Origin of the sequence: Patulibacter minatonensis DSM 18081, assembly GCF_000519325.1 — a bacterium.
In the GTDB taxonomy this organism is placed as follows: Bacteria; Actinomycetota; Thermoleophilia; order Solirubrobacterales; family Solirubrobacteraceae; genus Patulibacter; species Patulibacter minatonensis.
The window spans coordinates 3669753-3693025 of the sequence record NZ_KI912613.1 but is presented as its reverse complement, the minus strand read 5'-3'; the positions used below and the strand labels follow the sequence as shown (position 1 = coordinate 3693025).

Here is a 23273-nt window from a genome sequence, read left to right as displayed (position 1 = left end):
CTCGCGCGGGCGCGGCGCCTGACGTCCGTCGCCCTGCTGGCGGCCGCGACCGTCGCCGCGACGGGCTGCGGCTCGGACGATCCGTCCACGACGAACGCGGCCGCGACGGCGACGGGCGGCCCGCCGAGGCCCATCCTGGCCGACGACGTCCCCGCCGCCTCGGCCGCGTACGCCGAGGCCACGATCCGCCCCGGCGGCGACGCGAAGGCCGCCGTCGACCAGCTGATGGGCCTGGTCGGCTCCGCCGGCCGCGGCGGCGAGCTGGCGAAGCGGCTGCGGCTCGGCCACGACTCCCTGCTCCCGAAGGGCGTGACGCTGCGGAAGGACGTCCTCCCCCACCTCGGCGACCACGCCGCCGCGTTCCTCCTCGGCGGGGACCCGGCGAAGCCCGGCACGACCACGGCGGCGAAGACCGTCGACGGCGGCCTCGTCGCAGAGGTGAAGGACGCCGCCGCACTCCGGAAGGCGGTCGGCACCGGCGGCCGGACGGTCGACGTCGGCGGGCAGACGATCCGCCTGCAGGGCGATCGCGCCGTCTGGATCGGCGACCGGGTCGCCGCGATCGGCACCGAGCCCGCCGTCCGGGCCGTGATCGCCGCCGCCGGAGGCGCGGACCTGGCCGGCAACCCGCGGTTCACCGGCGCCCTGGACCAGCTGCGCACGACCGACCCGGTCGGCGTCGCATGGGTCGACCTCCAGCAGGCTCCGGCGCTGAACGCCGCGGTGACGCAGGTCGTCTCGCGCCACGCGCGGCTCGGTGGATCGTCGAAGGCCCGGGCGGAGGCGCTCGGCGCGCTCCCGAAGGACCTGCGCTCGCGCCTCCAGGGCGCGGGCCGGCGCTCGGCGAAGGGCCTGTCCGGCTTCCGGCTCCGGCTCCCGGCGTCCGATGCGACGACCGCGATCGCGCTGGAGCTGAGGCCGGGGACCCTCGTCGTGCGCTCCGGCGGCACCGGCAGGAGCAGCACCGCGGACCTGAAGGCGGCGTCGGACGCCGTCGCCGCGCTGCCCGCCGGCTCGTGGGCCGCGTTCGCGGGCGGCACGGGCGGGCTCGCCGCCGGCGGTGGGTCGAACGTCCTGGACGGTCTCGCGAAGCGGTTCGGCGTGTCGTTCCCGTCGGAGCTGCGCAAGGCGCTGGAGGGCGTGCAGCTCGTCTCGGGTGGCGTGCAGGGGAAGAGCGTGTTCGACGCGCGCGCCGCCGCGGTGGTCCGGGCGAAGGACGAGGCCGGTGCGAGCGTCCTCCTGAAGCAGCTCGGTGATGCGCTGGGCGGCATCGGCGGGAAGACGGGCCTGTCCGCGAAGCCGACGTCGATCCCGGGCGCCTCGTCGGGAGTCGTGATCGGGCTTCCCGGCCTGCCGCTGCAGCTCGCGGCGGGGGTCCAGGGCGACCGGCTGGCGATCGGACTGGGCGCCGAGTCGGTGACGAAGGCGCTGGCGACCGACGGCAAGCGGTTCTCGTCGGACCCGCTCTACGCGCAGGCGCAGGAGGCCCTGGGCGGCGCTGCCCCGTCGTTCGTCCTGCAGCCGAAGCCGCTCACGGACCTGCTGAGCACCCTCGGGCCGCTGCTGGGCGGTGGCGGTGGCGGCGGCCTGGGCGCGCTGTTCGGCGGCGGGTCGGCGAAGGGCGGGGCCTCGAAGCACGGTTCCGGGGCGGGCGGCCTGGGCTCGTTCCTCGGCGGTGGCGGCCTCGCGAAGATCACGGACGTGCTGGGCCGCGTGAAGCTCGCGACGGCGTCGAAGGAGTCGACGGGTGCGTCGACGTGGCGGGGCAGCTTCGTCGTGCAGTACGACGGGACGCCGAAGGCGAAGCAGGCGGCACCGAAGACGCCGTAGTGGCGGCGGGCGCCCGACCGGGGCGCCTCATCGCATCTGCAGCAGCGCGGCGGCGATCAGGAGCATCGCGGCCGGGACGAGCAGGAGCGCGACGACGAGCTGGATCTTCGGCGCTGCGCGGGACGCGCGGTCGATCGCCGCGCGGGCCCGACGGGCACGGAGGTCCTCGGCGAGCGCCTGGAGCCCCGCGGACGCCGACCCGCCGTGGCGATGGGTCCGGAGCAACAGGGCGACGACCTCGGCCGCGCCCTCCGCCGGACACCGCCGGCCGAGTCCCACGAGGGCCCGGTCCGTCGGGACGCCGATCCGCATCTCCGCCGCCGCGCGCCGCAGCTCCGCCCCCACGGCGCCGGGGTGGTGCGCGCCGACGCGCGCGAGCGTCTCGGGCACCGACCGGCCGCTGCGCAGCGCGATCCGCAGCAGGTCGACGACGTCCGGCAGCTCGACGAGCATCACCGTCCCGCGCAGGCGGATCCGGCGGGAGACGAGGACGTCGGGGAGCAGCACGAGCAGCCCCGGGACCGCGACGGCGAGCACGACCGCTCCCGCCCCCAGCACCGGCAGCAGCACGATCGCCACCGCGATCCCGAGCACGAACGCCGCACCGCGCACCGCACCGAGGTCCGCCGCGGTGATCCGTGGCGACAGCCCCGCGGCGTCGAGGCGGGCGGCGGCGTCCCGCGACGCGCGGCAGCCGGCGGCCGGGGCGCGGCCCGACCCGCCGGGCGAGCGCCAGGAACATGCCGAGCACGCCGAGGCCCCGGGGCGTCACGTCGGGACCGTCGTCGACCGGGCGTGCGGCCCGGCGGTCGGCGCGCAGCAGCAGGAGGTCGGCCAGGGCGAAGCCGGCGGTCGCGCCGGCGACGCCCGCCACGGCCGAGGCGATCATCGCGAGAGCCCCGTCGTCAGGCGCCGCACGGCGACCATCGCCGTCACCTGCAGCAGGATCGCCGCGACCACGAGCATCGCCCCGAGCGGCGTGCCGGTCACCTGCCGGACGACGCCGGGCGCGAACGTCACGGCGGCGACCATCGCGAGGGCCGGGATGCCGCCGACGATGCGTGCTGCGGTCCGCGACTGGACGATCGCGCTCTCCGCCTCGGCCGTCGCCCGCCGTGCGCGCTCGAGCGCCTCGGCCTGGTCGCGCAGGACGTCGGCGAGCTCCCCGCCGGCCTCGCCGTGCAGCAGGAGCCCGGCCACGATCGTCCGGTGGGCGGGTTCGTCGGTGCGCGCCCGCCAGGCGTCCAGGGCGGACGCGAGCGGGTCGCCGGTCTCGAGCCGGGCGGCCAGCCGGCGGAGCTCGTCGGCCGCGGGGCCTCCGAGGCCGGACGAGCGGGACGCCTCCCCGATCGACCGTCGGACGCCGTGACCGGCGTCCAGGGCGTCCGCGATCGCCCGCGCGACCAGGGGCGCCCCGACGGCGATCGCGCGACGGCGCCGGACCCGCCGGGCGCGGTCGACCCCCTGGAGCACCGCCGGCCCGATCCCCACGACGAGCGCGAGCGTCGGGACGCCGGCGACGAGCAGGACGAGGCCGGTCGCGATCGAGACCGGAACGACCCGGTTCCACGCGGGTGCGCCGTCGTCGGCCGCGGGCCGGAGCCGCGCCCGCGCACGGCGGGCGGCGGTGCTGATGTCGGGCCCGAGGTCCACCAGGGCGACCGCCGTCAGGACGCCGGCGGCCCCGGCCGCGGCGAACGCGCCGGTCATGCGCCCCGCTCCGCGTCCCCGGGATGGCCGGGCACCGGTCGCGCGCCCGCGCCCGATGTGGCTCTCGCCCCGCCCGCGTCGGGGTCCGTCGGTCCGTCGAGGTCCACGGGCCGGAGCTCCCATCCGTCCTGGACGGAGCGCACCTGCGCCGCGGCGGTGACGCTGCGGTGCCCGTCCGCCGCCCGGGTCTGCTGGAGCACGAGGCCGACGGCATCGCCGACCATCCGCGCCACCGCGACGTGCGGCAGCCCGACGTCCGCCATCAGGCAGAGCGTCTCCAGGCGCCGGAGCGCCGCGTCGGGGGAGCGCGCGTGGATCGTCGACAGCGAGCCGTCGTGGCCGGTCGTCATCGCGAGGACCATGTCGAGCGCCTCCGCCCCGCGGACCTCGCCGACGACGATCCGGTCGGGGCGCATTCGCAGGGCGTTGCGGACGAGCTCGCGGATCGTGATGCCGCCGCGGCCGTCGGTGCGGGGCGGCCGGGCCTCGAGCCGGACGACGTGCGGCTGGCCGAGCCGGAGCTCCGCGGTGTCCTCGACGGTGACGATGCGCTCCGCGGGATCGAGCAGCGACGCGACGGCGCCCAGCGTCGTCGTCTTGCCCGCCCCCGTGCCGCCCGAGACGAGGATCGACCGGCGCTCGGCGACCGCCTCCGCGACGAGCGCCGCGACGGCCGGCGACCACGTGCCGTGCCGCACGAGCTCGTCGGGCGTCCACCGGCGCGCGCGGAACCGCCGGATCGTGACCGCGGGGCCGTCGACCGCCAGCGGCGGCAGGGCGACGTGCACTCTCGACCCGTCGGGCAGCCGGGCGTCGCAGAGCGGGTCCGCACGGTCGACGCGGCGGCCCGCGCCGGCGAGCATCCGCTCGATCGCGTGGAGCAGCTCGTGCTCGTCCACGAACGCGACGCTCGTCTCCTCGATCCGGCCCCGGCGCTCGACCCAGACCGGGCGGGTGCCGGAGATCATGATCTCGTCGATCTCGTCGTCGTCGAACAGCGACTCGAGCGGTCCCAGTCCGACCGTCCGCTCGAGCAGCAGGCGCCGGACCTCGTCGCGGTCCTCCGGCGGGAGCAGCGGCGCATCGCGGCGCAGCACCCGCTCCAGCAGCTCCTCCGGGCTCGGGCTGACGCCGCCCTCGGCGGGCGCGGCCGCCAAGGCCACCAGTCGGCCGTGGAGGTCGGCGGCGATCTCGCGGTGGACGCTCACTGCGCCCCCTTCAGGCTCGAGCCGGCGGTCGTGCCCGCGGCGCCCCGTCCGTCGTCGTCGGGCGCACGGGGCAGGACGCGGAGCTCGCTCGCGAAGTTCTGGGCCGCGGCCAGGTAGACGGCCTGCTTGACGGTGACGCGCAGCGCGATGCTGATGCGGCCCCCGCCACCGTCCTCCCCGGACGCCGGTGCGTCGCCGACCGTCAGGACCTCGGCGTTCTCCAGCGCCAGGCGGGTCGATCCGGGCCCCTGCTGGTCGTCGCGCGTGACGAGCAGGTCGACGCGGGTGCCGGGACGGACGAGCTCGTCGTCCCCGATCGCGACGATGTCGGCGATCCGCTCCCCGGGCCGCAGCTGCGGCCCGCCCCCGTCGTCGAGCATCGGCACGGACAGGTCCACGCCGGGGGCGACGGCGACGCGCGGGCGCACCCCGACGACCTCGCGCGCGGCGGCGACGCGGTCCGCCGGCGCGTAGCGCGCCGGGACGTGCCGGACGGTGAGGTCGTCCGCCCGCACCGCGCGGTCGGGTTCGAGGCCCTTCTTGGCGACGACCACGGGGACGGTGGGGCCGAGGCCCGCCGCCAGGGCCCGTTCACGGCGCCCGACGTCGCCGGCCGCGAGGGCTCCGAGCACGATCGCCAGGCCGAGCAGCAGCGCGGCGCGGCGGCGACGACCGATCACGTCGCCGCTCGCGGTCCGTGCGCCGGGAGCTCGGCGACGAGCCGGGCTCCCTGGGCCGACGGCGCGCATCGCAGGCGACCGCCGTGGTCGCCGAGGGCCTCCGTCACGATCCGCATCCCGCGGCCGCGCTGTCCGCGACGGGGGCCACGGACGAGCAGCTCGACCGGGACCCGCAGGCCCTGTCCCTCGTCCGCGACCTCGACGTGGACGTGGCCCGCGTCGCGGGCGACCCCCACCCGGACCGTGCCCTCCCCGTGCTCGACGGCGTTCTGGACGAGGTTGCCGATCGCCTGGGTCAGGCGGGCGCGGTCGCCGACCACGGTCGTGGCGCCGTCCTCCGTCGGAGGGACGAGCTCGACCCGGCGCCCGCGGGAGCGGGCCGCCAGGTCGTGGACCGCGACGAGGTCGCGCACGAGGGGCCCGAGGTCGATGCGCCGGAGCTCGCCTCGACCACGACGGCCGGTGGTGGCGGCCCCGAGGTCGTCGACGGCGCGGCTCGCGCGGGTCAGCTCGACCGCCAGCGCCGCGAGCGGCGGCCGGCGAGCGGTCTCCGGTCGTCCGGCCTCGACGGCGCCGAGCGCCAGCATCACGTTCTGCAGCGGACCACGGAGCTCGTGGCAGGCGCGGACGACGAGCTCGGTCCGCCGGTGCGCGGTCCGACGCGCCATCAGCAGGAGGCTCGCCGCGGCGACCGCCAGCAGCCAGCCGGCGAGGAGCAGCGGGCTGGTCATGCCGCCACCCGACCCGGGAGGCCGGCCGCGGCCGGGGCGGCGTCGACGAGGCGGTAGCCGACGCCCCAGACGTTGACGACGAACTCGTCGCCCGCCCCGCCGAGCTTGCGCCGGAGCCGGCAGGCGTGGGAGTCGATCGTGCGCGTGACGCCCGGTGAGCGGAAGCCCCACACCGTCTCGAGCAGCTCGTCCTTCGGGAAGACGCGCGTCGGCTCCCGGACCAGGGTCAGGAGGAGCGCGTACTCCTTCTGCGTCAGCCGCACGGGCTCGCCCTGCACCGTCACCGACCGCCGCGACGGATCGACGACCAGCGACCCGACCCGGACCACCCCGGCCTCCGGGCGCCGCTCGACCCGGCGCAGGAGCCCGGCGATCCGGAGCCGCAGCTCGGCGTACGAGAACGGCTTGACCACGTAGTCGTCGGCACCGCGCTCGAAGCCTCGGACGCGGTCCATCTCGGCGCCGCGCCCGGTCAGCAGCACCACCGGGGTCGACGGGTCGACGCGGGAGACGATGCCGTCGGCGGCCCGGACGTGGGCGACGAGGTCGAGCCCCGAGCCGTCCGGCAGCGTCAGGTCCGACAGGATCAGGGCCGGGGAGACCATCTGGAGGTGGTCCAGGGCCTCCCCGAGCGTCGCGGCGGCGAGCGGGTCGTACCCGTCGGCGGCGAGGTGCTCCACGAGGAAGGCACGGGTCAGATCGTCGTCCTCGACGATCAGCAGGGGGGAATCGGGGGAAGTCGACGGCATGGACTGGAGACCCGCCGGCGCGTCGGTCTTCGCCCCCGCTGTTCGCACCGGAATCGCATCGGATCGCGACGGAGCTGTGCCGGACCCGTCGGACCGCCGGCCTCAGCCGGCCTGCGCGGCCCCGCGGTCCTCCCCGCGGAGCACGTCCCGCAGCTCGAGCAGCGCCCGGTGGGTCGCCGGGTGCCCCTCGATCGGCGGGACCGGGACGAACGCGGCGGGCCGGTGCCCCTCGGCGATCGCCGCCAGCGCGCCCAGCGCGGCGTCCAGGCGCGGCAGTTCCGCGCGTGCGGGTAGGACGCGGTCCTCGGGGGCACCCACGGCCATCGCCGCGTACGAGAGCCGCTCGACGGCGGACGTCGTGCGCCAGCGCTCGTCGGCCACATGTCCCGAGAACAGGAGGTCGCCGACCGCGTCCTGCTGCACCGCGCGGAGGTTCAGGAGCGCGGTGTGGAGGCTCCGTCGGGACCGGCGGACGCGGTGGCCGCTCTGCTGCTCCGACCGCGTCAGCGCGGCGTGCAGCACGCCACGCGCGGCCTCGATCGCCGCGCCCTGCGCCGCGGCCAGGCGCGTCGCCGCGGTCCGCGGCCAGAGCAGCCGGCGCGCGAGCAGGCCGACGGCGCAGCCGATCAGCGTGTCGACGATCCGGGCCCCGACGAGCGAGCCGGCGGGCGTCCCCGGGCGACCGAGATCGACGATCAGGAGCGCGAGCGGCGTCGCGAAGAACGTGGCGACCCCGTACGCCGACTGGATCGTCGTCTGCATGAGGGTCTGGAACAGCATCAGCGCGAGGACGATCACGCCGGCGGCCGGGTCGAACGCGAGGACGAGGGCCGCGAGCCCGACGCCGAGCACGGTGCCGCCGGCGCGCTGGAACGTCCGCTGCGCGGTCAGCGTGACGTTGCTGGCCTGCAGCACCGCGGCGGTGGTCAGACCGACCCAGATGCCGCGCTGCGGATCCATCGTCAGGCCGATCGCGGTGCCCGCGGCCACCGCGATCCCCGTCCGCGCGGCGGTCGGCAGCACCAGCGAGCCCGGGTGCAGCACGCGGCGCAGGGCCGACAGCGGCGGACGGCGGCGCTTCCGGCCGAACGGAACGAGGGTCGACTGGAGCGCCATCGCGGGATCGGCCGCGGCGACCGCGCGGGCCATCATCCGGGCGAACCGGTCGCCGTGGACGGCGGCGGGCGGCTCCGCGGGGAGCCCGAGGTCCCGGGCGGCCGCGGGGTCGCGCACGGAGTCCCGGATGGTGCGGGCCGCGGCGGCCCAGCCGGGGTCCAGCGACGGGCTGTCGCGCAGCACGAGGCCGAGCGCCGCGTCGAGGACGCCCTCGGACCCCAGCGCGATGCCGAACAGCCGGTCGCCGTCCCCGCGACGGTGTCCGGCGCGGACGAGCACGGTCCGGGCCTCCTCGACCGCGACCAGCGCGTCGTGGCGCGCCTCGGCGGCGCCCGGGCCGCCGACGGCGTCGAGCAGGTCGGCGATCCGCCCCCACAGCGCCTGCAGCGCCCGCTCCTCGGGCCCGCGGGGCCGCCGGAGCGCGCCGGCCATCGCGATCGCCGTGACCGTCGCCGCGCCGCCGAGGACGAGCGCCGCCCGGAGCGGCACGTCGTCCGCGCCGCCTGGGTACTGCGTGGCCGCCAGGAAGGCGAGGACGAGGATGAACTCCCGCGGACGGCCGACGTCCCACGCCGAGCCGAGCAGCGACCCGAGGCCCGCGACGAGCCCGGCGCCCACCGCGATCGCGACCGGCAGCGACGAGACGAGCGTGCCCGCGGACACGACGAGGGTCAGCGCCAGTCCGACGCCGACCATCACGGCCAGGCGCCGCCGGTACGGCTCGTCGCGCGCGTAGACCGCCGCGAACGCGCCCTGCGTCGCGACCGCGCCCTCGTGCGCGTGCCCGAGGGCGACCGCGATCGCCAGCGGCACACCGAACGCCACCCCGATCCGCGCGGAGACGGCGCGCGCCGCCCAGGCCGCGCGGACGACGGACCCGGCGCGCCGGAGCGCGACCCGCGCGACGGGCGTCGACGGACCGGCGGCGCCCGCGGGCGCCGCGTCCGCTGGGAGCTCGTGGCTCAGAACGGGATGTCGTCGTCGTCGCCGAAGCCGAGCGTCGGCGGGGCCGGCGGGCGCGGTGCGGGCTCGGGGGTCGTGGCGGGCGGGACCGTCGCCGGTGCGGCGGGGTCGGGCGACGCGACGGATCCGGCGTCGGGTCCTGCGGCAGCGGGCCCTGCCGGACCGGGAACAGGCGTGGCGGGCGCCGGCGTCGCGTGCGCGGGCCCGGAGGGCGCCGATGCACCGGCGATCCGGAACGGCACCGCGCCGTCGCCGTCCTCGATGGCGCGGACCTCCTGCTCGACGCGCTCGAGGTGGTCGCGGAGCGCCCGCTCGAGGCCCTTCCCCTCGCGGAGCAGGGCGATCAGGCGCTCGGGGGCCATCGTGGCGTCGGCGCCGAGCTCCGCGGCGACCTCCTGCAGGCGGTCGTACGCGGCGCCGAACGGCAGCTCGACGGTGGTGTCGGCGTCGGTGCTCATGCGGGGTCCTCGGGGGTCGGGGTGGGGCGTCGTGCGGCCGGGCCCGATGCGGGCAACACCGGTGCAGGCGCACGGGGCTCGGGCGGGTCGGCCGCCGGCGGGGTGGCGACGGCGGGCGCGGCGCCGGTGCGACCGTCGCCGTCGTCCGGACGGACGGCCCCGACGGTCGCGTCGGCGGTGCCGTCGGCGAGCTGGAGGGTCAGGACGTCCCCGGTCCGCAGGTCCGCGGCCCACCGCACCGGTCGCCCGTCGGCGTCCTGCGCCGCGATCCACCCGCGCCGGCGCGGGTCGGCGGCGTCCAGGAGCCGGGCGTGGGCGTCGACCTCGCGGCGCAGCGCGTCGGTCGCGTGCCGGGCGAGCGTGGCGACCGGGCGGGCGTCCAGCCCGTGCCGGACCGTTGCGGCGTGGGCGCGGATGCGCTCGGGTGCGCGCTCGAGGCCGCGGGCTGCGTCCTCGAGCGCGGCGTGGGTCGTGCGCAGGAAGCGCTCGGTCCGGGCGTCGACGGCGCGCCCGGCGGCCCCGACCGCCGCGCGGTGGCCGTCGAGCCGCCCGCGGTCGTGGAGGCCGGCCGCCGCGGCGTCGAGGGTGCGCAGGAGCTCGGCGGGCCGGCGGAGGCCACGATCCAGCGCGGCGCCGGCGTGGCCGACCTCGCGCAGGAGCTCGCGACGGTCGGGGACGACGCGCTCGGCGGCGTGCCGCGGGACGAACGCCGCGTGCGTGACGTGGTTGCAGACCGGGTTGTTCTCCGTGTGCCCGATCGCCGTGAGGACCGGCGTCGCGATCGCGCGGATCGCCCGGCACAGGCGCTCGTCGTCGAAGCAGGCGAGGTCCTGCACGGAGCCGCCGCCGCGGGCGACGACGATGACGTCCACCCGCGGATCGGCGTCGAGGCGTGCGAGCCGGTCGACGACCTCGCGCGGGGCGGCGGCGCCCTGCACGCGGCAGACCGCGGTGATCACGGGCACGGCGGGGAAGCGGTCGCCGAGGCCCCGGACCACGTCGTGCAGCGCGTCGGAGTCCTTCCCGGAGATCAGGCCCACGCCGCGCGGGAACCGCGGCAGCGGCGGGAACGTGCCGGGGTCGCACAGCCCCTCCAGCGTCAGCCGCTCGATCAGGGCGGCGCGGGCGCGGAGCAGCTCGCCCTCCCCCGCGGCCTCGACGTCGTCGACCACGACCCGCAGCCGGCCCCCGCCGCCCCAGAACTCGGTGTGGCGGACCCGGATCCGCACGCGGTCCCCGTGCTTCGGGGCGTGGGTCGGGCCCTTCGAGCGGGTCAGCCACGGCAGGTAGGAGCACGGCAGGACGTTCTCGCCGTCCGTGAGGTCGAACCACCAGACGCCGCGCCCGCCCTGCTTGGGCCGCTGGACCTCGCCCTCGACGACCGCGGGACCGGCCTCGCGCAGCGCGCGTCCGATCCGGGACGCGTAGTCCGCGACCCCGATCGGGGCCGTGGTCGTCGCGTCTGTGGGGACCTCCGGCATCGCCGTCCGAGCGTACGTGGTGCGGCGGCCGGGGCGCCGGGACGGCCGATGTCGGAACCCCGCGTCCGCCGGATCAGCACTCCGCGGCGCGGGTTCGCGGCCTCACGTCGGGCGATCGGCACGGGTCGGCCGGGCCGTCGACCCGTGCGCTCCCCCACGCATAGCGCATCCGGCCGGGTGCAACATCGAACCCAGAGGTCGTCCGTGCGAGGACCCCCTGTCTAGGATGCCGAGCACGTCCTGGAGCGCGGTTGCCGCCGTGCGCCCCGGGACCCTTCATCTGTCGTGTGGGCCGGGCTCTGCCTGTCGTCGGCCCCACCGCGTCCAGAGAGCTTCATGGATTCCATCAATCACGGGAACTACGACTCCGGCGAGGACTTCGTCCTCGAGTACGGAGATCTCCGGTTCACCTTCAACGAGCGCGACTTCTCGGAGCGCTGCGAGCAGGCCGCGTCCCGGCTGGGGTTCGTGCACGACCGCCTCGACCGCGACGAGGTCGACGATCTCGTCGAGCTCACCGTCTCCGGAGAGGTCGCCCACCCCGTCTCCCGCCTGGGCGAGCACGTCAACGAGTGCTGGACCGAGCTCTCGGGCCACGCCGAGCGCTCGCTCGTCCACTGGATGCGCCGCCTGGTGTTCCGGGGCGCGTGGATGGACCAGCGCGTGAAGGAGGGCGAGCTCGACGTGCGGTACGACGACGACCTGCAGCGCTTCGAGTACGTGCAGCCCGCCCGCGGCGACGAACCAGTCGAGCTGGCCCCGGCGCCGTCCTGGTTCCAGGTCTCCTACTCGCCGGTCGACGACCGCCGGTAGGAGCACGAGCGGGCCCCGCCCCGAGCGTCTCGGGTACCGATCGTGCCGGTACGCGACAGGGCTCGGCGCACCCGCAGCCCGGGACCAGGACGACGCCGGATCCGCCGGCGACGCCCCACCGACGACGAAGGGCCCCTCGAGAGGGGCCCTTCGTCGTTCAGGACGAGCCCGGACGGCGCCGCGGGTGGATGTGAGGTGCACGTCGACCGAGGAGGTCGGCGCGCGGCGTGCGAGAGCTGTGCAATCGCACTGCCGAGCTCGCCGCGTGCCGAGATCCGAAGCGTCTACGTGCGCGTCACGCCGCCCGCAGCTCGGCGCGGGCTGCGGCGATGGTCGCCGCGCCCGCGTCGCCGACCAGGAGGTCGGGGCGCAGCGTGCCGGAGGCCGCGAGGTCGAGCGCCGGGAAGCGCGCGGTCGACGTCAGCGCGGCGTCGAGCGTGATGACGGTGCTCTCGCCGCCGACCGGGGCCTCCCGGGTGGCGATGATCGTCAGCGACCCGCCGTCCTTGAGCTTGCGGGCGGAGGCGAGGATGCGGCGGGCCGCGCCCTCCCCCAGGCCGTCGAGCGTGTCGACCAGCAGCACGGCGTGGCCGCCGCGGGCGGCGATCCGGCGCCCGCGGTCGACGACCTCGTCGATCGCCTTCGCGCGGGTGTCCGGGCCGACCGACAGGTCGAGCGCCACGGCGGGCGTCAGGCCCGAGTCGTTCCAGTCGGCGAGCTCCTCCGGGCGGACGCCGGCCAGGACCGGCAGCAGCTCGAGGCCGTCGACCGCGGTCAGCGCGACGCCGAGACGGCGCAGGGCCTCCGACTTGCCGGCGGCGTGCCCACCGGAGATGACGGCGCGGGAACCGCGGCCGAGCGGGGTCAGGTAGGCGATCGCGGCGACCGTCGGGTCGTCGCTCTCGACGGCGAGGAGCTCGGTGGGCCGCACGACGGCGAGCTCCTCGAACTTCGTGCCGGTGGAGGTCTCCTCCGGGTCCTTGCCGTTGATCGTCTCGACGCGCACGAGCGACGGGAACCGCTCGCTGCGGCGGGCGGACCGGGTCGGGCCGGAGACGGTGTCGCCGTCGACGAGCTCGCAGCGGCGGACCTGGCCGGCGGAGACGTAGACCTCGCTGCCGTCCTTCGCCTTCAGCATCGCGGAGCCGCTCTGGCCGATCGCGACGACGCCCTCGACGGTCTCGCCCGTCTCCTCGCCCTGGCCGCGGTCGTCGCGACCGCGTCCACCGCGCTCGTCGCGGTCGTCGCGGCCACCCCGGCCGCCGCGCTCGTCACGGTCGTCGCGGGAGCCACGGCCACCGCGATCGTTCCGGCCGCCGCGCTCGCGGCCGCCGTCGGACTGCGCGTCCTCGTCGCCACCGCGGCGACGGCGACGGCGGGGACGGTCGTCGTCCTCGTCCTCGTCGGTCAGCGACACGACGTCGCTCGAGCCGTTGTCGGAGGACTGCTCGTCGTCGCGGCGTCCGCCGCGGCGACGGCGACGGCCGGACCGCGAGCCGCGGTCGTCGTCGTCCTGGTCGTCGTCGGCGGATCCGCCGCGACGCTCGATGATGGTGTCCACGAGCGCCTCGCGGCGCAGCTTGCGGAAGCCGTCGACGGCGAGCTCGCCGGCGAGGGCGTGCAGGTCGGCCAGCGTGCTGGACTCCAGGACGTCGCGTGTGAGGACGGTCATGGGTGCTCCTTCGGGTGTTTCGTCGGTTGGCGCCCGACCGCGTTGTGCGCAGCGGCCGGCGACTGCGCCTCACCCTAGTGAACGTCCGGGACCCCGCGCGTCGCCCCCCGGATCCCGATCGCGAGTCCGCGGACCGCGGCGGGGTGCGCCGGGAACCGTTCGATTAGCAGGCAGGAACGCCGACCCCCGCCGCGCGATGCGCGACGGTCGCGTGCCGCGGACGCGGGGCGCGCGACGATCGGGGGATCCGCGTCGACGTCGGTACCGCCGAGGTACGCAATCCGACACGCACCGCCGCACCGAACCGCGGACCGCGTGACCGGCGACGGCCGGGGGCGCCGTCCCGCCGCAGGAGCCACCCGACCTGCCCGCCGCGGCGGGAGGCGCCGCCGACGGCCCTACTTCTTGGACGCGTCGACGAGCCCGTCCATCCAGACCTGGAGCTCCGGCTTGCTCGCCCAGTCCTTCGCGAACTGGTCGTTGCCCGACGTCGTCAGGGGGTGGTTCAGCATCTGCTTCAGGACCTTGTACGGGACCGTCGAGATGTCGGCGCCGACCTGCGCGGCCTTGATGGCGTGCAGCGGGTTGCGGAGCGAGGCCGCGAGGACCTGGGCGCCGGTGGAGTTCTCGGCGACGGCCTCGACGACGTCGTGGAGGGTGGCGATCGAGTCGATGCCGATGTCGTCGAGGCGACCGAGGAAGCTCGAGATGTAGGTGGCGCCGGCCTCGGCGGCGAGGATCGCCTGTGCCGCGCTGAAGACCAGGGTCATGTTGACCGGGTGGCCGAGCTCGCGGAGCTTCGCGGTGGCCTGCAGGCCGGCGGGGCCGAACGGGACCTTGACGATCACGTGCTCGTGGAGCTCGCGGACGGCGATGCCCTCCTCGACCATGCGGCCCGGGTCCTCGGAGACGACCTCGGCCGACGTCGGGCCCTGGACGATCTCGGCGATCTTCTTGATGGCCTCACCGGCGTCGCCCTCGGCCTTGGCGAGCAGCGACGGGTTGGTCGTGGCGCCGGCGAGGATGCCCCACTGGGCGATCTCCTCGACCTCGGCGACGGATCCGGTGTCGATGAACAGCTTCATGCGGGGGCACTCCCAGGAGGTGTGGTGGTGATGCAGGGCGTACCGCGAAGGGTACCCGGCCCCACCCGGAGGACACCGTGCCGCGCGTCCGGAACCCGGACCTGGGGGTGCGCCGAACCCCGCCGCAGTCCGACGCGCGCCCCGGGCGGGCGGGGATCGCCTCAGCGGGGCGGGGCCCGCCCCGTTCTCCGCTAGCGCTTGGCGGGCTCCCGCGAGCCGCCCTCGTCGCCCGGGTCGTCCTCGTCGTCCTCGGCGTCGTGCAGCCACTGGAGCTTCACGTCGCCGCGGTCGATCGACGGCATCGGGGAGCGGCCGTCCATGACGTCGCGGACGCGGAGGTAGTCGGCGGCCTCGCGGACGTCGTGCATGCGGGCGATCGAGAACCTCGCGCGCTCCGCGCACCAGCCGAGGGCGGCGAGGGTGCCGGCGAGCCGCTTGTCGGGCTCGCGGTGGATGATCGTGCCGACGAAGTACTTGCGGGAGACCGCGAGGAGGATCGGGTGGCCGTGGACGGCGAGCGTCGGCAGGTCCCGCAGGACCTCGACGGTCTCGGCCGGCATCTTCGCGAAGTCGGGGCCCGGGTCCAGGATGATCGAGTCGGAGCGGACGCCGGCCTGCAGCGCGCGCTCGCGGAGGCTGCCGAGGACGCGGCGCACGTCGTCGACGACGCGGCTGCCGTAGTCGGGGAAGTACTCCGTCTTCGGGTCCGCCCGGGTGTGCATGAGGATGATCCCGGCGCCGCGGGCGGCGACCACGCTGGCCAGGCGCGCGTGGTAGAGCCCGGAGACGTCGTTGATGAGGTGGGCGCCGGCGTCGAGGACGGCCTCGGCGACCTCCGGCTTCCAGGTGTCGACGGACACGATCAGCCCGGCGTCGACGAGGCGGCGCACGACCGGGACGACCCGCTCGCACTCCTCCTTCGCGGTGGTGACGGGCGTGTGGGTGACGCCGGACTCGCCGCCGACGTCGATGATCTCGGCGCCGTGGTCGGCGAGCCGGATGCCGTGCGCGACCCGTGCCTCGACGGACTCCAGGCGCGTGCGGTCGGAGAACGAGTCCGGGCCGCAGTTGACGATCCCCATGAGCGCCGGGCGGCCGGCCTTCAGGGTGAGGGTCTGGTCGCGTAGCCGGAGGATCAGCTCGTCGGACATCAAAGGCTCCCCTGTGTCAGGTGGTAGTGGAGGAACAGCACGTCGCTCCCGCGCCAGACGCCCCGCAGCGCCAGGCGCCGGGGGCCGTCGGGACCGAGGTCGCCGTGCAGCATCGTGAGGGGGTCCTCGCCGCCCACCAGGAGCGGCGACAGGGTGATCAGCAGCTCGTCGAGGACGCCGGCGCGGACGAGCGCGGCGAGCAGGCCGGGGCCGCCCTCGCAGTTCACGGTCCGCACCCCGCGGGCGCCGAGGTCCGCCAGCGCCGCGGCCGGCGAGGCCTCCGGCAGGCGGACGACGTCGATCCGCTCGGCGTCGACCCGGAACGGCGGCTCGGTCTCGGTGTAGACGACCGCCCGCGTGAGCTCCTCGTGCAGGAGCGGCAGGTCCTCGTCGAGCGAGAAGCCGCGCGTGATCGTCGCCAGGAGCGGCTCGGCGGGCAGGCCGTCGGCCAGGCGCGAGGCCCGGTGCGGCGGGTCCAGCGTCGTCGAGTAGCGCTCGGCGTTCAGCGTGCCGGCGCCGACGAGGAGGGCGTCCGCGCGGGCGCGGAGCCCGCGGAAGACCGCGCGGTCCTCCGGTCCGCCCAGGGCACCGGAGCGGCCGTCGACGGCGGCGTGGCCGTCGGCGCTCTGCACCATCACGCCGATCGTCCGCGGGCGTCCCGCGCCGACGGAGCGGGCCGCGGGGTCGGACGGATCGGCGACCACCGCGTCGATCACGGCCTCGGCCCCCAGGTCGGGGCCCGCGGACGCGCAGGCGCGGAAGACCGGCGTGGTCACCCGCGCACGATGCGGACGGTCGCGCCCGGGGTCGAGAACTGCGCGACGACCCGACCGGACGGCACCGCGCTCGTGTCCTTCGTCGTGCGCGTCGTCGACCGCTTCGACGTCGAGGTCGTCGGGGTCGGGCTGTCGTCCTGGGTCGTCGACTCGGGGGTCGGGTCGTCGCCGCCGGTGAGGGCGACGATCAGCGCGACGATCACGGCGACGAGCAGGATCCCGACGAGCACGATCTGCCAGCGCGGCGCGCGGCCGGCGCGGTCGACCGCCTGGAAGAGGTCGCCGGACTGCTCGCCGTTGTCCCAGGCGTCGTCCCACTCCTCCTCGGAGCCGCTCTCGTCGGGGTCGACGGCCTGCACCGACCCCGTCTGCCGCGCGGGCTCCCGGCGGACGTTCGCGCCCTCGAGCCCGAGCGCCGCGACGTCGGTGGACGACCACTCGACCGTCGCACCCGGGTCGGCGGGCGGCGCGGCTCCGGCGCCGCGCGGCGCGACCGGGCCCGGGGTGGACGACTTCAGCGTGACCTCGACGGGGTCGTCGTCGTCCGCGGCCGCGACGGGCGGGGTCGGGGTCGCCGCCGGCGGCTCGGGCGTCCTGGGGCCCGGGACGTCCGCGGGCTCCGGGTCGGTGGCGGCGGCCGGTGCGGGCTCCGCGGGTGCCGGCTCGGCCGGCGGCGCCGCGACGATCGGCGGGGGCAGCTGGACCGTGGCCGCGGCGGCGACCACGGCGTCCCGCAGGCCGGCGGGGACGGGGTCGGGCGACCACGCCCGGTAGGCCAGCCCGGCCTCCTCCAGCGCGGCGACGAGCTCACCGTTCCGGTCGGACGCCTGCAGCCATGCGGCCAGGCGCTCCCGGCCCTCCGGCCCGCGGAGCTGCCCGTCCTGACGCAGCGCCGCGAGGGCGAGCGCGTGGCGGTCCTCCGGGTCGGCCGTCGCCGTGGTGCCGAGGTCGCCGCCCTTCAGGGCGTCCTGCAGCATGAAGCGCGACTGCGCGAGCATCGTCGCCAGCAGGCCGGCGTCGACGCGCAGCAGGGCGGAGAGCTCGGCGTGCCCGAGATCGCTCAGCCCGCGGAGGGCGAGGACCTCGCGCTGGTCGACCGGCAGCGCGCCGTTGGCCGCCACGACCGGAGCCCGCAGCGGCGCCGCGGCGAGCGCGGCCTCGTCGTGCTGCCGCAGCTGCGCGGCGTACTCCGGGCTCGACGCGACCTGGGTGAGCAGCGAGCGGGCGTGCCAGCAGCCCATGAGCAGGAGGTCCTGCTCCGCGACGCCGTCGGGGGCGCCCGACGGGATCCGCTCGGCGACGGCCGAGAAGGTCGCGACCGTGGCGTGCCACGCCGCCCCCGGACTGCCGGTGACGCGCAGCGCGAGGTTGTAGGCGGATTCGCCTGCGCGGTCGAACCGCGTGGCGGTGTCGTCCGGTGCGGCGCTCGGGGGGATTCCGTGCTCACTCGACATCGATCTGCGTTGATCCTAGGGCGTCGTGCGGTCGCCGCTCGCCGCGGCCGGTGCACGGACGTCCTGCAGGCGGCTCACGCGCCGGGGACGAGGCCCTCCAGCGTCGCCTCCTCGCGGAACGCGTCGACGGCCGACGTGACGCCCGCGGCGTCCCATCCCATGTCGGGCGCGATCAGCTCCGCGACCTCGCGGGCGACCTTCGCGTCGTCGGCCAGCAGCCCGCGCGCGGCGGTGAGCCCGAGCCGCGTGCGGCGCAGCAGCACGTCCCCGAGCGACCGGGCGTGCTCGGTGCGCGCCGCGTGGACCGTCTCGGCGAGCAGGTCGACCGGTCCGTCTTGGACGACGGGGCGCGCGAGCTCCGGCCGCTGCTCGGCGAGCTGGAGGATGTCGCGCGCGACGCTGCCGTAGCGCGCGGCGAGGTGCGCACGCCCGTCCGGGGAGGTCCCGGGCACGTGCGGGAGCCGCAGCGGGTCGATCGGCTGGCCGAGCGGCGTCTTCTGCGTCCGGCACGGCGCGTCGCGGCCGTCGCGCTCGGTCAGGCGGTCGACGGTCGACTTCGCCATCCGCCGCCAGGTCGTGAGCTTGCCGCCGGTGATCGTGAGCATCCCCGACGAGGTCTCGTACAGCTCGGCGCGCCGGGAGATGTCGACCGAGCGCTTCGGGTCGCCCGTCGCGATCAGCGGCCGCACGCCGGCGTAGGCGCCCTGGACGTCGCCCGACCCCAGTGACGTGCCGAAGAACGCGTTGATGCCCTTCAGGATGTAGTCGACGTCGTCCTCGGGGGCACGGACGTGGTCGAGGTCGCGCTCGTCGATCTCGTTGTCGGTGGTGCCCACGAGCGTCCGACCGAGCCAGGGCAGCGCGAACATGAAGCGCCCGCCGCCCGACGGCACGATCGCGCCGGAGCGCAGCGGCAGCAGCTCGCTCGGCAGCGTGATGTGGGTCCCGCGCGACGGCCGGATGACGGGGACCTCGGCCTCGTCGTGGAGCTCGGCCGGCCGCAGGCGGTCCGCCCAGACGCCCGTCGCGTTGACGACGTTGTGCGCGCGGACCGGGAACTCGGCGCCGGTCTCGCGGTCGCGGACGGTGACGCCCTCGGCCAGCCCGTCGCGTTCGAGCAGCCCCAGGACCTCGATCCGGTTGACGGGGACCGCGCCGAAGCGCTCGGCCTCCTGCAGGATCGTCAGGACCAGGCGGCTGTCGTCCGTCTGGCAGTCGTAGAAGAGGAAGCCGCTCTTGACGTCCTGGCCGTCGAGCGCCGGGACGTGCTCGATGACCTCGTGCGGGTCGAGCGTGCGGTGCCGGTCGGGGCTCCAGCCGCGCTCGGCGTCGGTCATGTCGCGGCCGCGACCACGGCCGCGACCGCGCCGGTGGTCGAGCGCGAGCGCGTCGTAGAGGTTGAGGCCGACGCCGGTCATGCGGTCCGGGCGGTGGTCGGACGTCGTGGCGACGACGAGCGGCAGCGGCGTGACGAGGTGCGGGGCCAGGCGCGCGTTGATCTGGCGCTCAAGCAGCGCCTCGCGGACGAGGCCGATGTCGAACGACGCCAGGTAGCGCAGCCCGCCGTGGACGAGCTTCGACGACCGGCTCGACGTCCCCGACGAGTAGTCCGACCGCTCGACGAGGGCGACGGAGTAGCCGCGCGACGCCGCGTCGAGGGCCACGCCGGCCCCCGTCACGCCGCCGCCGACCACCACGACGTCGAACACCTCCTCGGAGAGGGCCTTCAGGGCGTCCGCGCGCTCGAGCACCCCCGGAGCATGGCAGCGCACGCCGTCCGCCGAGTCGCAGACGTCACACGGCGCCCGCCGGGTGCGGACGCCGCGCCGGGTGCACTAGCCGCAGAGGCGCGTGCTGCCCGGGGGCGTGCGGCCCATCCGCGCCATCGCCACCGCCGTCCGGAACTCCTTGCCGGCCGGGCGGAGGGTGCCGGGCGCGTCGGCGATCGCGAACGTCTGCGCGAGGTAGGCGACCCCGGCCTCCCCCGGCGACGACGGGATCTCGTTCGGGGGCGGGGCGGAGAAGAAGAGCGGCGAGATCGACGCGATCCGGCAGTTCGACGACGCCAGCGCGGGGATGACCTCGCGGTAGTACCGGGCGCGCTGGTCCTCGCTGAGGCGGACGTTCGCCTCCGGCCGGGCGGCGGGGTCGCCGAGGAAGGCGTAGGACGACGCCACGCCGATCTCGGAGAGCTCCATCGGGACGTCGCCGCGCCCGATCTGGCGGAGCATCGCCCGGAACGACGCGACGCGTGCCAGCGTGTGGCGCGCCGGATCGTCGGCCGTGACGTCGGCGATGTACGGGTGCTGCTCGAACGCGTCGACCGGCCCGCCCCGGAGCGCCGCCACCGCGCGCCGCACGAACAGCTGCTCGCCGTACTCGGACGCGCGGGCGCGTCCGTCGTCGACCGGTGCCGGCGGGGCGAAGTTCACGCGGACGCGGGCTCCGACGGCCGCCCGGACGGCGTCGCGGGTCCGGGCGTAGAGCGCCGCGTACTCCTCCGGCATCTCCTGCTGCCCGAGCGCCGTCGGCCACACGGAGAGGAGGTTCGGCTCGTTCCACACCGTGACCGCGCGCAGCGGGCGCTGCGGCAGGCGCGGATGGTCGCGCCAGAAGGCCCCGCCCGGGCCGTACCGCGTCGCGAGCGCCGCCGTGAACCGCGCGTACCCCTCGTGGTCCGTCGTCGGGCCGCCGCACGGCGCGAACGGCGTCCGGGACACCGCCGCCGGCGGGTAGCAGACGAACGGCGCCCACCGCAGGCCCGCGCGGGCGGCGGTCTCGACGTCCCCGTCGAGCACCTTCCAGTCCCACGGCGTGGCGCCGTGGGCGGCCCGGCCCGTCGGGTCCGCCGCCGCCCACGACGCGCCCCAGCGGAGCTCGTCGACGCCGAGCCGGGAGATCGCGAGGAGGCCCGGATCGTCCTTCGCGGTCAGGCGCCCGTCCGCGAACTCGGCCGACGGGTTCATGCTCCAGACCACGCGCGGGAGCGTCGGGTCGCCCGCGGGCAGGCCCCCGATGTGGGCGGGCCCGAGGATCGACGCCGTGGCCGCGGCACCGGCCCCCGCGCGGCGGATCCACCGCAGGCGTGATCGGCTGCGGCTGCGTGATCGACGGCGTGCCATCGGCGCGACGATACGCCAGCGTGTCGCGGGCCGCGACGCCGGAGGCCCCCGACGCGCCGCGGCACGCGTCAGACTCGGAGCGCCCTCCCGCCCCGGGGCGCGGGCCGTGCCACCCCGGGACGGACCCGGGGTCGGCCCGGGGCATCCCCCATAGGCACCGGAGCACCCGCCGGGCACCCTGGATCCACGCCCATGAGCACCGATTCGACCGACCCCGACGACCCCGGCCACGAGCGCCCCCGCGACGACGCGGACCGCCCGGCCGGCGACGCGCCCGCCGGCGCCGACGACCCGACCGCGGTGCACGCGCGACCGACGGCGCCCGGCCCGGACGTCGCCGATCCCGTGGGCGAGCCCGCCCCGGCGGACCCACCGCCCGTCGAGGGCCTGACGCGCTCGGGATCCGACCGCATGCTCTTCGGGGTCTGCGGCGGGATCGCAGCGCGGTACGGGTTCGAGCCGCTGCTCGTCCGCCTGGCGTTCCTCGCGAGCCTGCTGATCGGCGGCGCCGGGGTGCTCTTCTACCTGGCCGCGGCGGTCCTGATCCCCGCCGAGCCGGCCGGGTCGGCGGCCCCGGCCCGCACGAGCGGCCCGGCCGTGTCGGCCGCCGGCGGCGTGCTCCGGCTGCTCGTCGGGCTCGCGGTCGCGATCGCCGCCTTCTTCGCCCTCTGCGCGATCGCCGCCGCGAGCTTCGGCGTCACCGCCTTCCTGGGCGCCTGGCCGGCCGCCGTCGCGCTGCTGCTGCTCGGGACGCTGCTCGTGGTCTCCGCGCGCAGCCGCCGGACCACCGGGGCGCTCCTCGTCCTCGCGCTGGCGCTCGCCGTCCCGGCGACCGCGGCCGTCGTCGCCGACGTCGACATCGACCGCTCCGTCGGCGAGCGGACCGCGCGGCCGGGCACGGTCGCCGGCGCCGAGGACGGGTACCGCCTCGGGATGGGGCAGCTGATCGTCGACCTGCGCGACCTCCCCCTCCGCGACGGCGACCGCGCCGTCGTCCCCGCCCGTCTCGACGTCGGGCAGCTCGGCGTCGTCCTGCCCCGCACCCGCTGCGTCGCGTGGACGGTCCGGACCGAGATCGGCGTCACCGGGGCGTCCGACGTCCTCGACGACGACGCCGGGACCCGCACCTGGCTCGGGTCCGAGCAGGGCCGGACGATCCGGATCGACCCGCCGCGCAGCGGCGACGACCGTCGGCCCCGGGTGGAGCTCGATCTCCGCGTCGGCGTCGGCCACCTCGCCGTCGCGCACTCCCGCGGCGCGATCGACGGCCCCGGCCCGATGGGCCGCGGCATCCTCAGCCGCAGCGACGACGTCGTCCGCACCTCGGCGTGCCGCGACCAGGACCGGGAGCAGCGACGCCGGTGAGCGTCCCGGACGGACCGGCCCCCGGCGGGCGCTCGCTCCCGCTGGTCCTGCTCGCGGCGTTCTGCTGCGGGCTGGTCGGTGCCGGGCTGATCGCGACGGAGCTCTCGGACGTCGACGCCACCCGCGGCGCCCTCGGCGTCGCGTGCGCGCTGCTCGTCGTGAGCGTGCTGGCCGCGCGCGTGGTCCTCGGGATCGAGCGCCGCCGGGAGCGCCGGATGGTGCGGGCCGTGGCCCGCGCCCGCACGACCACGACGCTGACCGGTGCGCCGACCGGCGGCCGGCGCACCGTCGCCGGCGCCGTCCTCCTGATCGTCGGGGTGATCGTCGGCCTCCTCGTCGTCCGGTCGCTCCTGGGGGTCAGCTTCTGGGCGCTCGTGCTGCTCGGCGCCGGCGGGTTCGTCCTCTGGGCGCAGACCGCCGAGCTGCCGGCCGACGGCGGCGACCGCCCGGCGACGGGCTGGCAGCGGATGCTCGGCCGCCACCCGGGTGCCCGGCGACCAGGTGCGCCGACCGACGGCCTGCTGCTCGCCAGCGGCATCGGCCTCGTGGTGCTCGGGGCGCTCGTCGCGCTCTCGTCGCTCGGTGCGCTGGACGCCAGCCGCAACGGCGTCGTCCAGCTGCTCGTCGCGACCGCCGCGATCGGCGTCGTCGTCGCCCCGTTCTGGCGGCGCTCCGCCCGCCGCGCCCAGGCCGAGCGGTCCGAGCGGATCCGCGGCGACGAGCGCGCGGAGGTCGCCGCCCACCTGCACGACTCGGTGCTGCAGACCCTGGCGCTGATCCAGCGCCGCAGCGACGACCCGCGCGAGGTCGCCGGCCTCGCGCGTCGGCAGGAGCGCGAGCTGCGCACCTGGCTCTCGGGCCGGAGCGAGCGCCCGGACGACGAGCTGATGGCCGCCCTGCGCGCCGCCG

At 76.9% G+C, this 23273-nt stretch carries 20 protein-coding genes; 4 read left to right on the top strand and 16 right to left on the bottom strand.

What is annotated here, in order from left to right:
* Positions 1-1830 (top strand): hypothetical protein (locus tag PATMI_RS0117210; protein WP_026911771.1); only part of this gene is annotated, 1830 nt, incomplete at its 5' end.
* A gap of 27 nt (positions 1831-1857) precedes the next feature.
* Here PATMI_RS0117210 and PATMI_RS0117205 read toward each other — a convergent pair.
* The 9 genes from PATMI_RS0117205 to xseA form a co-directional block, all read right to left on the bottom strand.
* Positions 1858-2442, bottom strand: a complete 585-nt coding sequence (locus tag PATMI_RS0117205; RefSeq protein WP_026911770.1) for a type II secretion system F family protein — start codon at positions 2440-2442, stop codon at positions 1858-1860.
* 273 nt (positions 2443-2715) lie between these two features.
* A complete protein-coding gene (locus PATMI_RS34890; RefSeq protein ID WP_026911769.1) occupies positions 2716-3540 on the bottom strand; it encodes a type II secretion system F family protein in 825 nt (274 codons plus the stop codon).
* On the bottom strand, positions 3537-4748 hold the full coding sequence (locus tag PATMI_RS31105) for a TadA family conjugal transfer-associated ATPase (RefSeq protein WP_084270027.1): 1212 nt from the start codon (positions 4746-4748) through the stop codon (positions 3537-3539). Before PATMI_RS31105 ends, PATMI_RS34890 begins: the two co-directional genes overlap by 4 nt.
* Positions 4745-5428 (bottom strand): Flp pilus assembly protein CpaB, encoded by a 684-nt coding sequence (gene cpaB / locus PATMI_RS0117190; protein ID WP_026911768.1) that lies wholly within the window; start codon positions 5426-5428, stop codon positions 4745-4747. The genes PATMI_RS31105 and cpaB overlap by 4 nt, the downstream gene beginning before the upstream one ends.
* Positions 5425-6159: an ATP-binding protein gene (locus PATMI_RS0117185; protein ID WP_026911767.1), complete on the bottom strand. Its 735-nt coding sequence runs from the start codon at positions 6157-6159 to the stop codon at positions 5425-5427. Before PATMI_RS0117185 ends, cpaB begins: the two co-directional genes overlap by 4 nt.
* Positions 6156-6908: a response regulator transcription factor gene (locus tag PATMI_RS31100; protein WP_051471910.1), complete on the bottom strand. Its 753-nt coding sequence runs from the start codon at positions 6906-6908 to the stop codon at positions 6156-6158. The genes PATMI_RS0117185 and PATMI_RS31100 overlap by 4 nt, the downstream gene beginning before the upstream one ends.
* Positions 6909-7010: 102 nt before the next feature.
* On the bottom strand, positions 7011-8849 hold the full coding sequence (locus PATMI_RS0117175; protein WP_026911766.1) for an FUSC family protein: 1839 nt from the start codon (positions 8847-8849) through the stop codon (positions 7011-7013).
* Positions 8850-8986: 137 nt separating this feature from the next.
* Positions 8987-9445, bottom strand: a complete 459-nt coding sequence (locus PATMI_RS0117170; protein ID WP_026911765.1) for an exodeoxyribonuclease VII small subunit — start codon at positions 9443-9445, stop codon at positions 8987-8989.
* The gene (gene xseA / locus PATMI_RS0117165; protein WP_026911764.1) at positions 9442-10926 is read right to left on the bottom strand and encodes an exodeoxyribonuclease VII large subunit; all 1485 of its coding nucleotides are present in this window, start codon (positions 10924-10926) and stop codon (positions 9442-9444) included. Before xseA ends, PATMI_RS0117170 begins: the two co-directional genes overlap by 4 nt.
* Positions 10927-11262: 336 nt before the next feature.
* On the opposite strand from xseA, the gene PATMI_RS0117160 reads away from it, so the two are divergent.
* A complete protein-coding gene (locus PATMI_RS0117160; protein WP_026911763.1) occupies positions 11263-11739 on the top strand; it encodes a hypothetical protein in 477 nt (158 codons plus the stop codon).
* Positions 11740-12034: 295 nt separating this feature from the next.
* Here PATMI_RS0117160 and PATMI_RS0117155 read toward each other — a convergent pair whose 3' ends face one another.
* From PATMI_RS0117155 to PATMI_RS0117125, 7 genes are all read right to left on the bottom strand, one after another.
* The gene (locus tag PATMI_RS0117155; RefSeq protein ID WP_026911762.1) at positions 12035-13411 is read right to left on the bottom strand and encodes a transcription termination factor Rho; all 1377 of its coding nucleotides are present in this window, start codon (positions 13409-13411) and stop codon (positions 12035-12037) included.
* 398 nt (positions 13412-13809) lie between these two features.
* A complete protein-coding gene (locus tag PATMI_RS0117150; protein WP_026911761.1) occupies positions 13810-14496 on the bottom strand; it encodes a transaldolase family protein in 687 nt (228 codons plus the stop codon).
* Between the two features lie 191 nt (positions 14497-14687).
* A complete protein-coding gene (gene folP / locus PATMI_RS31095) occupies positions 14688-15647 on the bottom strand; it encodes a dihydropteroate synthase (RefSeq protein WP_084270026.1) in 960 nt (319 codons plus the stop codon).
* Complete coding sequence (locus tag PATMI_RS31090; protein WP_051471909.1) at positions 15647-16423, bottom strand: RibD family protein; 777 nt, start codon at positions 16421-16423, stop codon at positions 15647-15649. The genes folP and PATMI_RS31090 overlap by 1 nt, the downstream gene beginning before the upstream one ends.
* Positions 16420-17877 carry an RNA polymerase sigma factor gene (locus tag PATMI_RS0117135; protein WP_026911760.1) on the bottom strand — a complete coding sequence of 486 codons (1458 nt, stop codon included), beginning with the start codon at positions 17875-17877 and terminating at the stop codon, positions 16420-16422. Before PATMI_RS0117135 ends, PATMI_RS31090 begins: the two co-directional genes overlap by 4 nt.
* Before the next feature lie 74 nt (positions 17878-17951).
* Positions 17952-19628, bottom strand: a complete 1677-nt coding sequence (locus tag PATMI_RS31085; RefSeq protein WP_051471907.1) for a glycerol-3-phosphate dehydrogenase/oxidase — start codon at positions 19626-19628, stop codon at positions 17952-17954.
* Positions 19629-19712: 84 nt separating this feature from the next.
* A complete protein-coding gene (locus tag PATMI_RS0117125; protein WP_026911759.1) occupies positions 19713-20999 on the bottom strand; it encodes a hypothetical protein in 1287 nt (428 codons plus the stop codon).
* A gap of 192 nt (positions 21000-21191) precedes the next feature.
* On the opposite strand from PATMI_RS0117125, the gene PATMI_RS37980 reads away from it, so the two are divergent.
* On the top strand, positions 21192-22364 hold the full coding sequence (locus PATMI_RS37980) for a PspC domain-containing protein (protein ID WP_036726040.1): 1173 nt from the start codon (positions 21192-21194) through the stop codon (positions 22362-22364).
* The coding region (locus PATMI_RS34880; protein WP_211241748.1) for a sensor histidine kinase at positions 22361-23273 on the top strand (913 nt) is incomplete at its 3' end. The genes PATMI_RS37980 and PATMI_RS34880, both read left to right, overlap by 4 nt.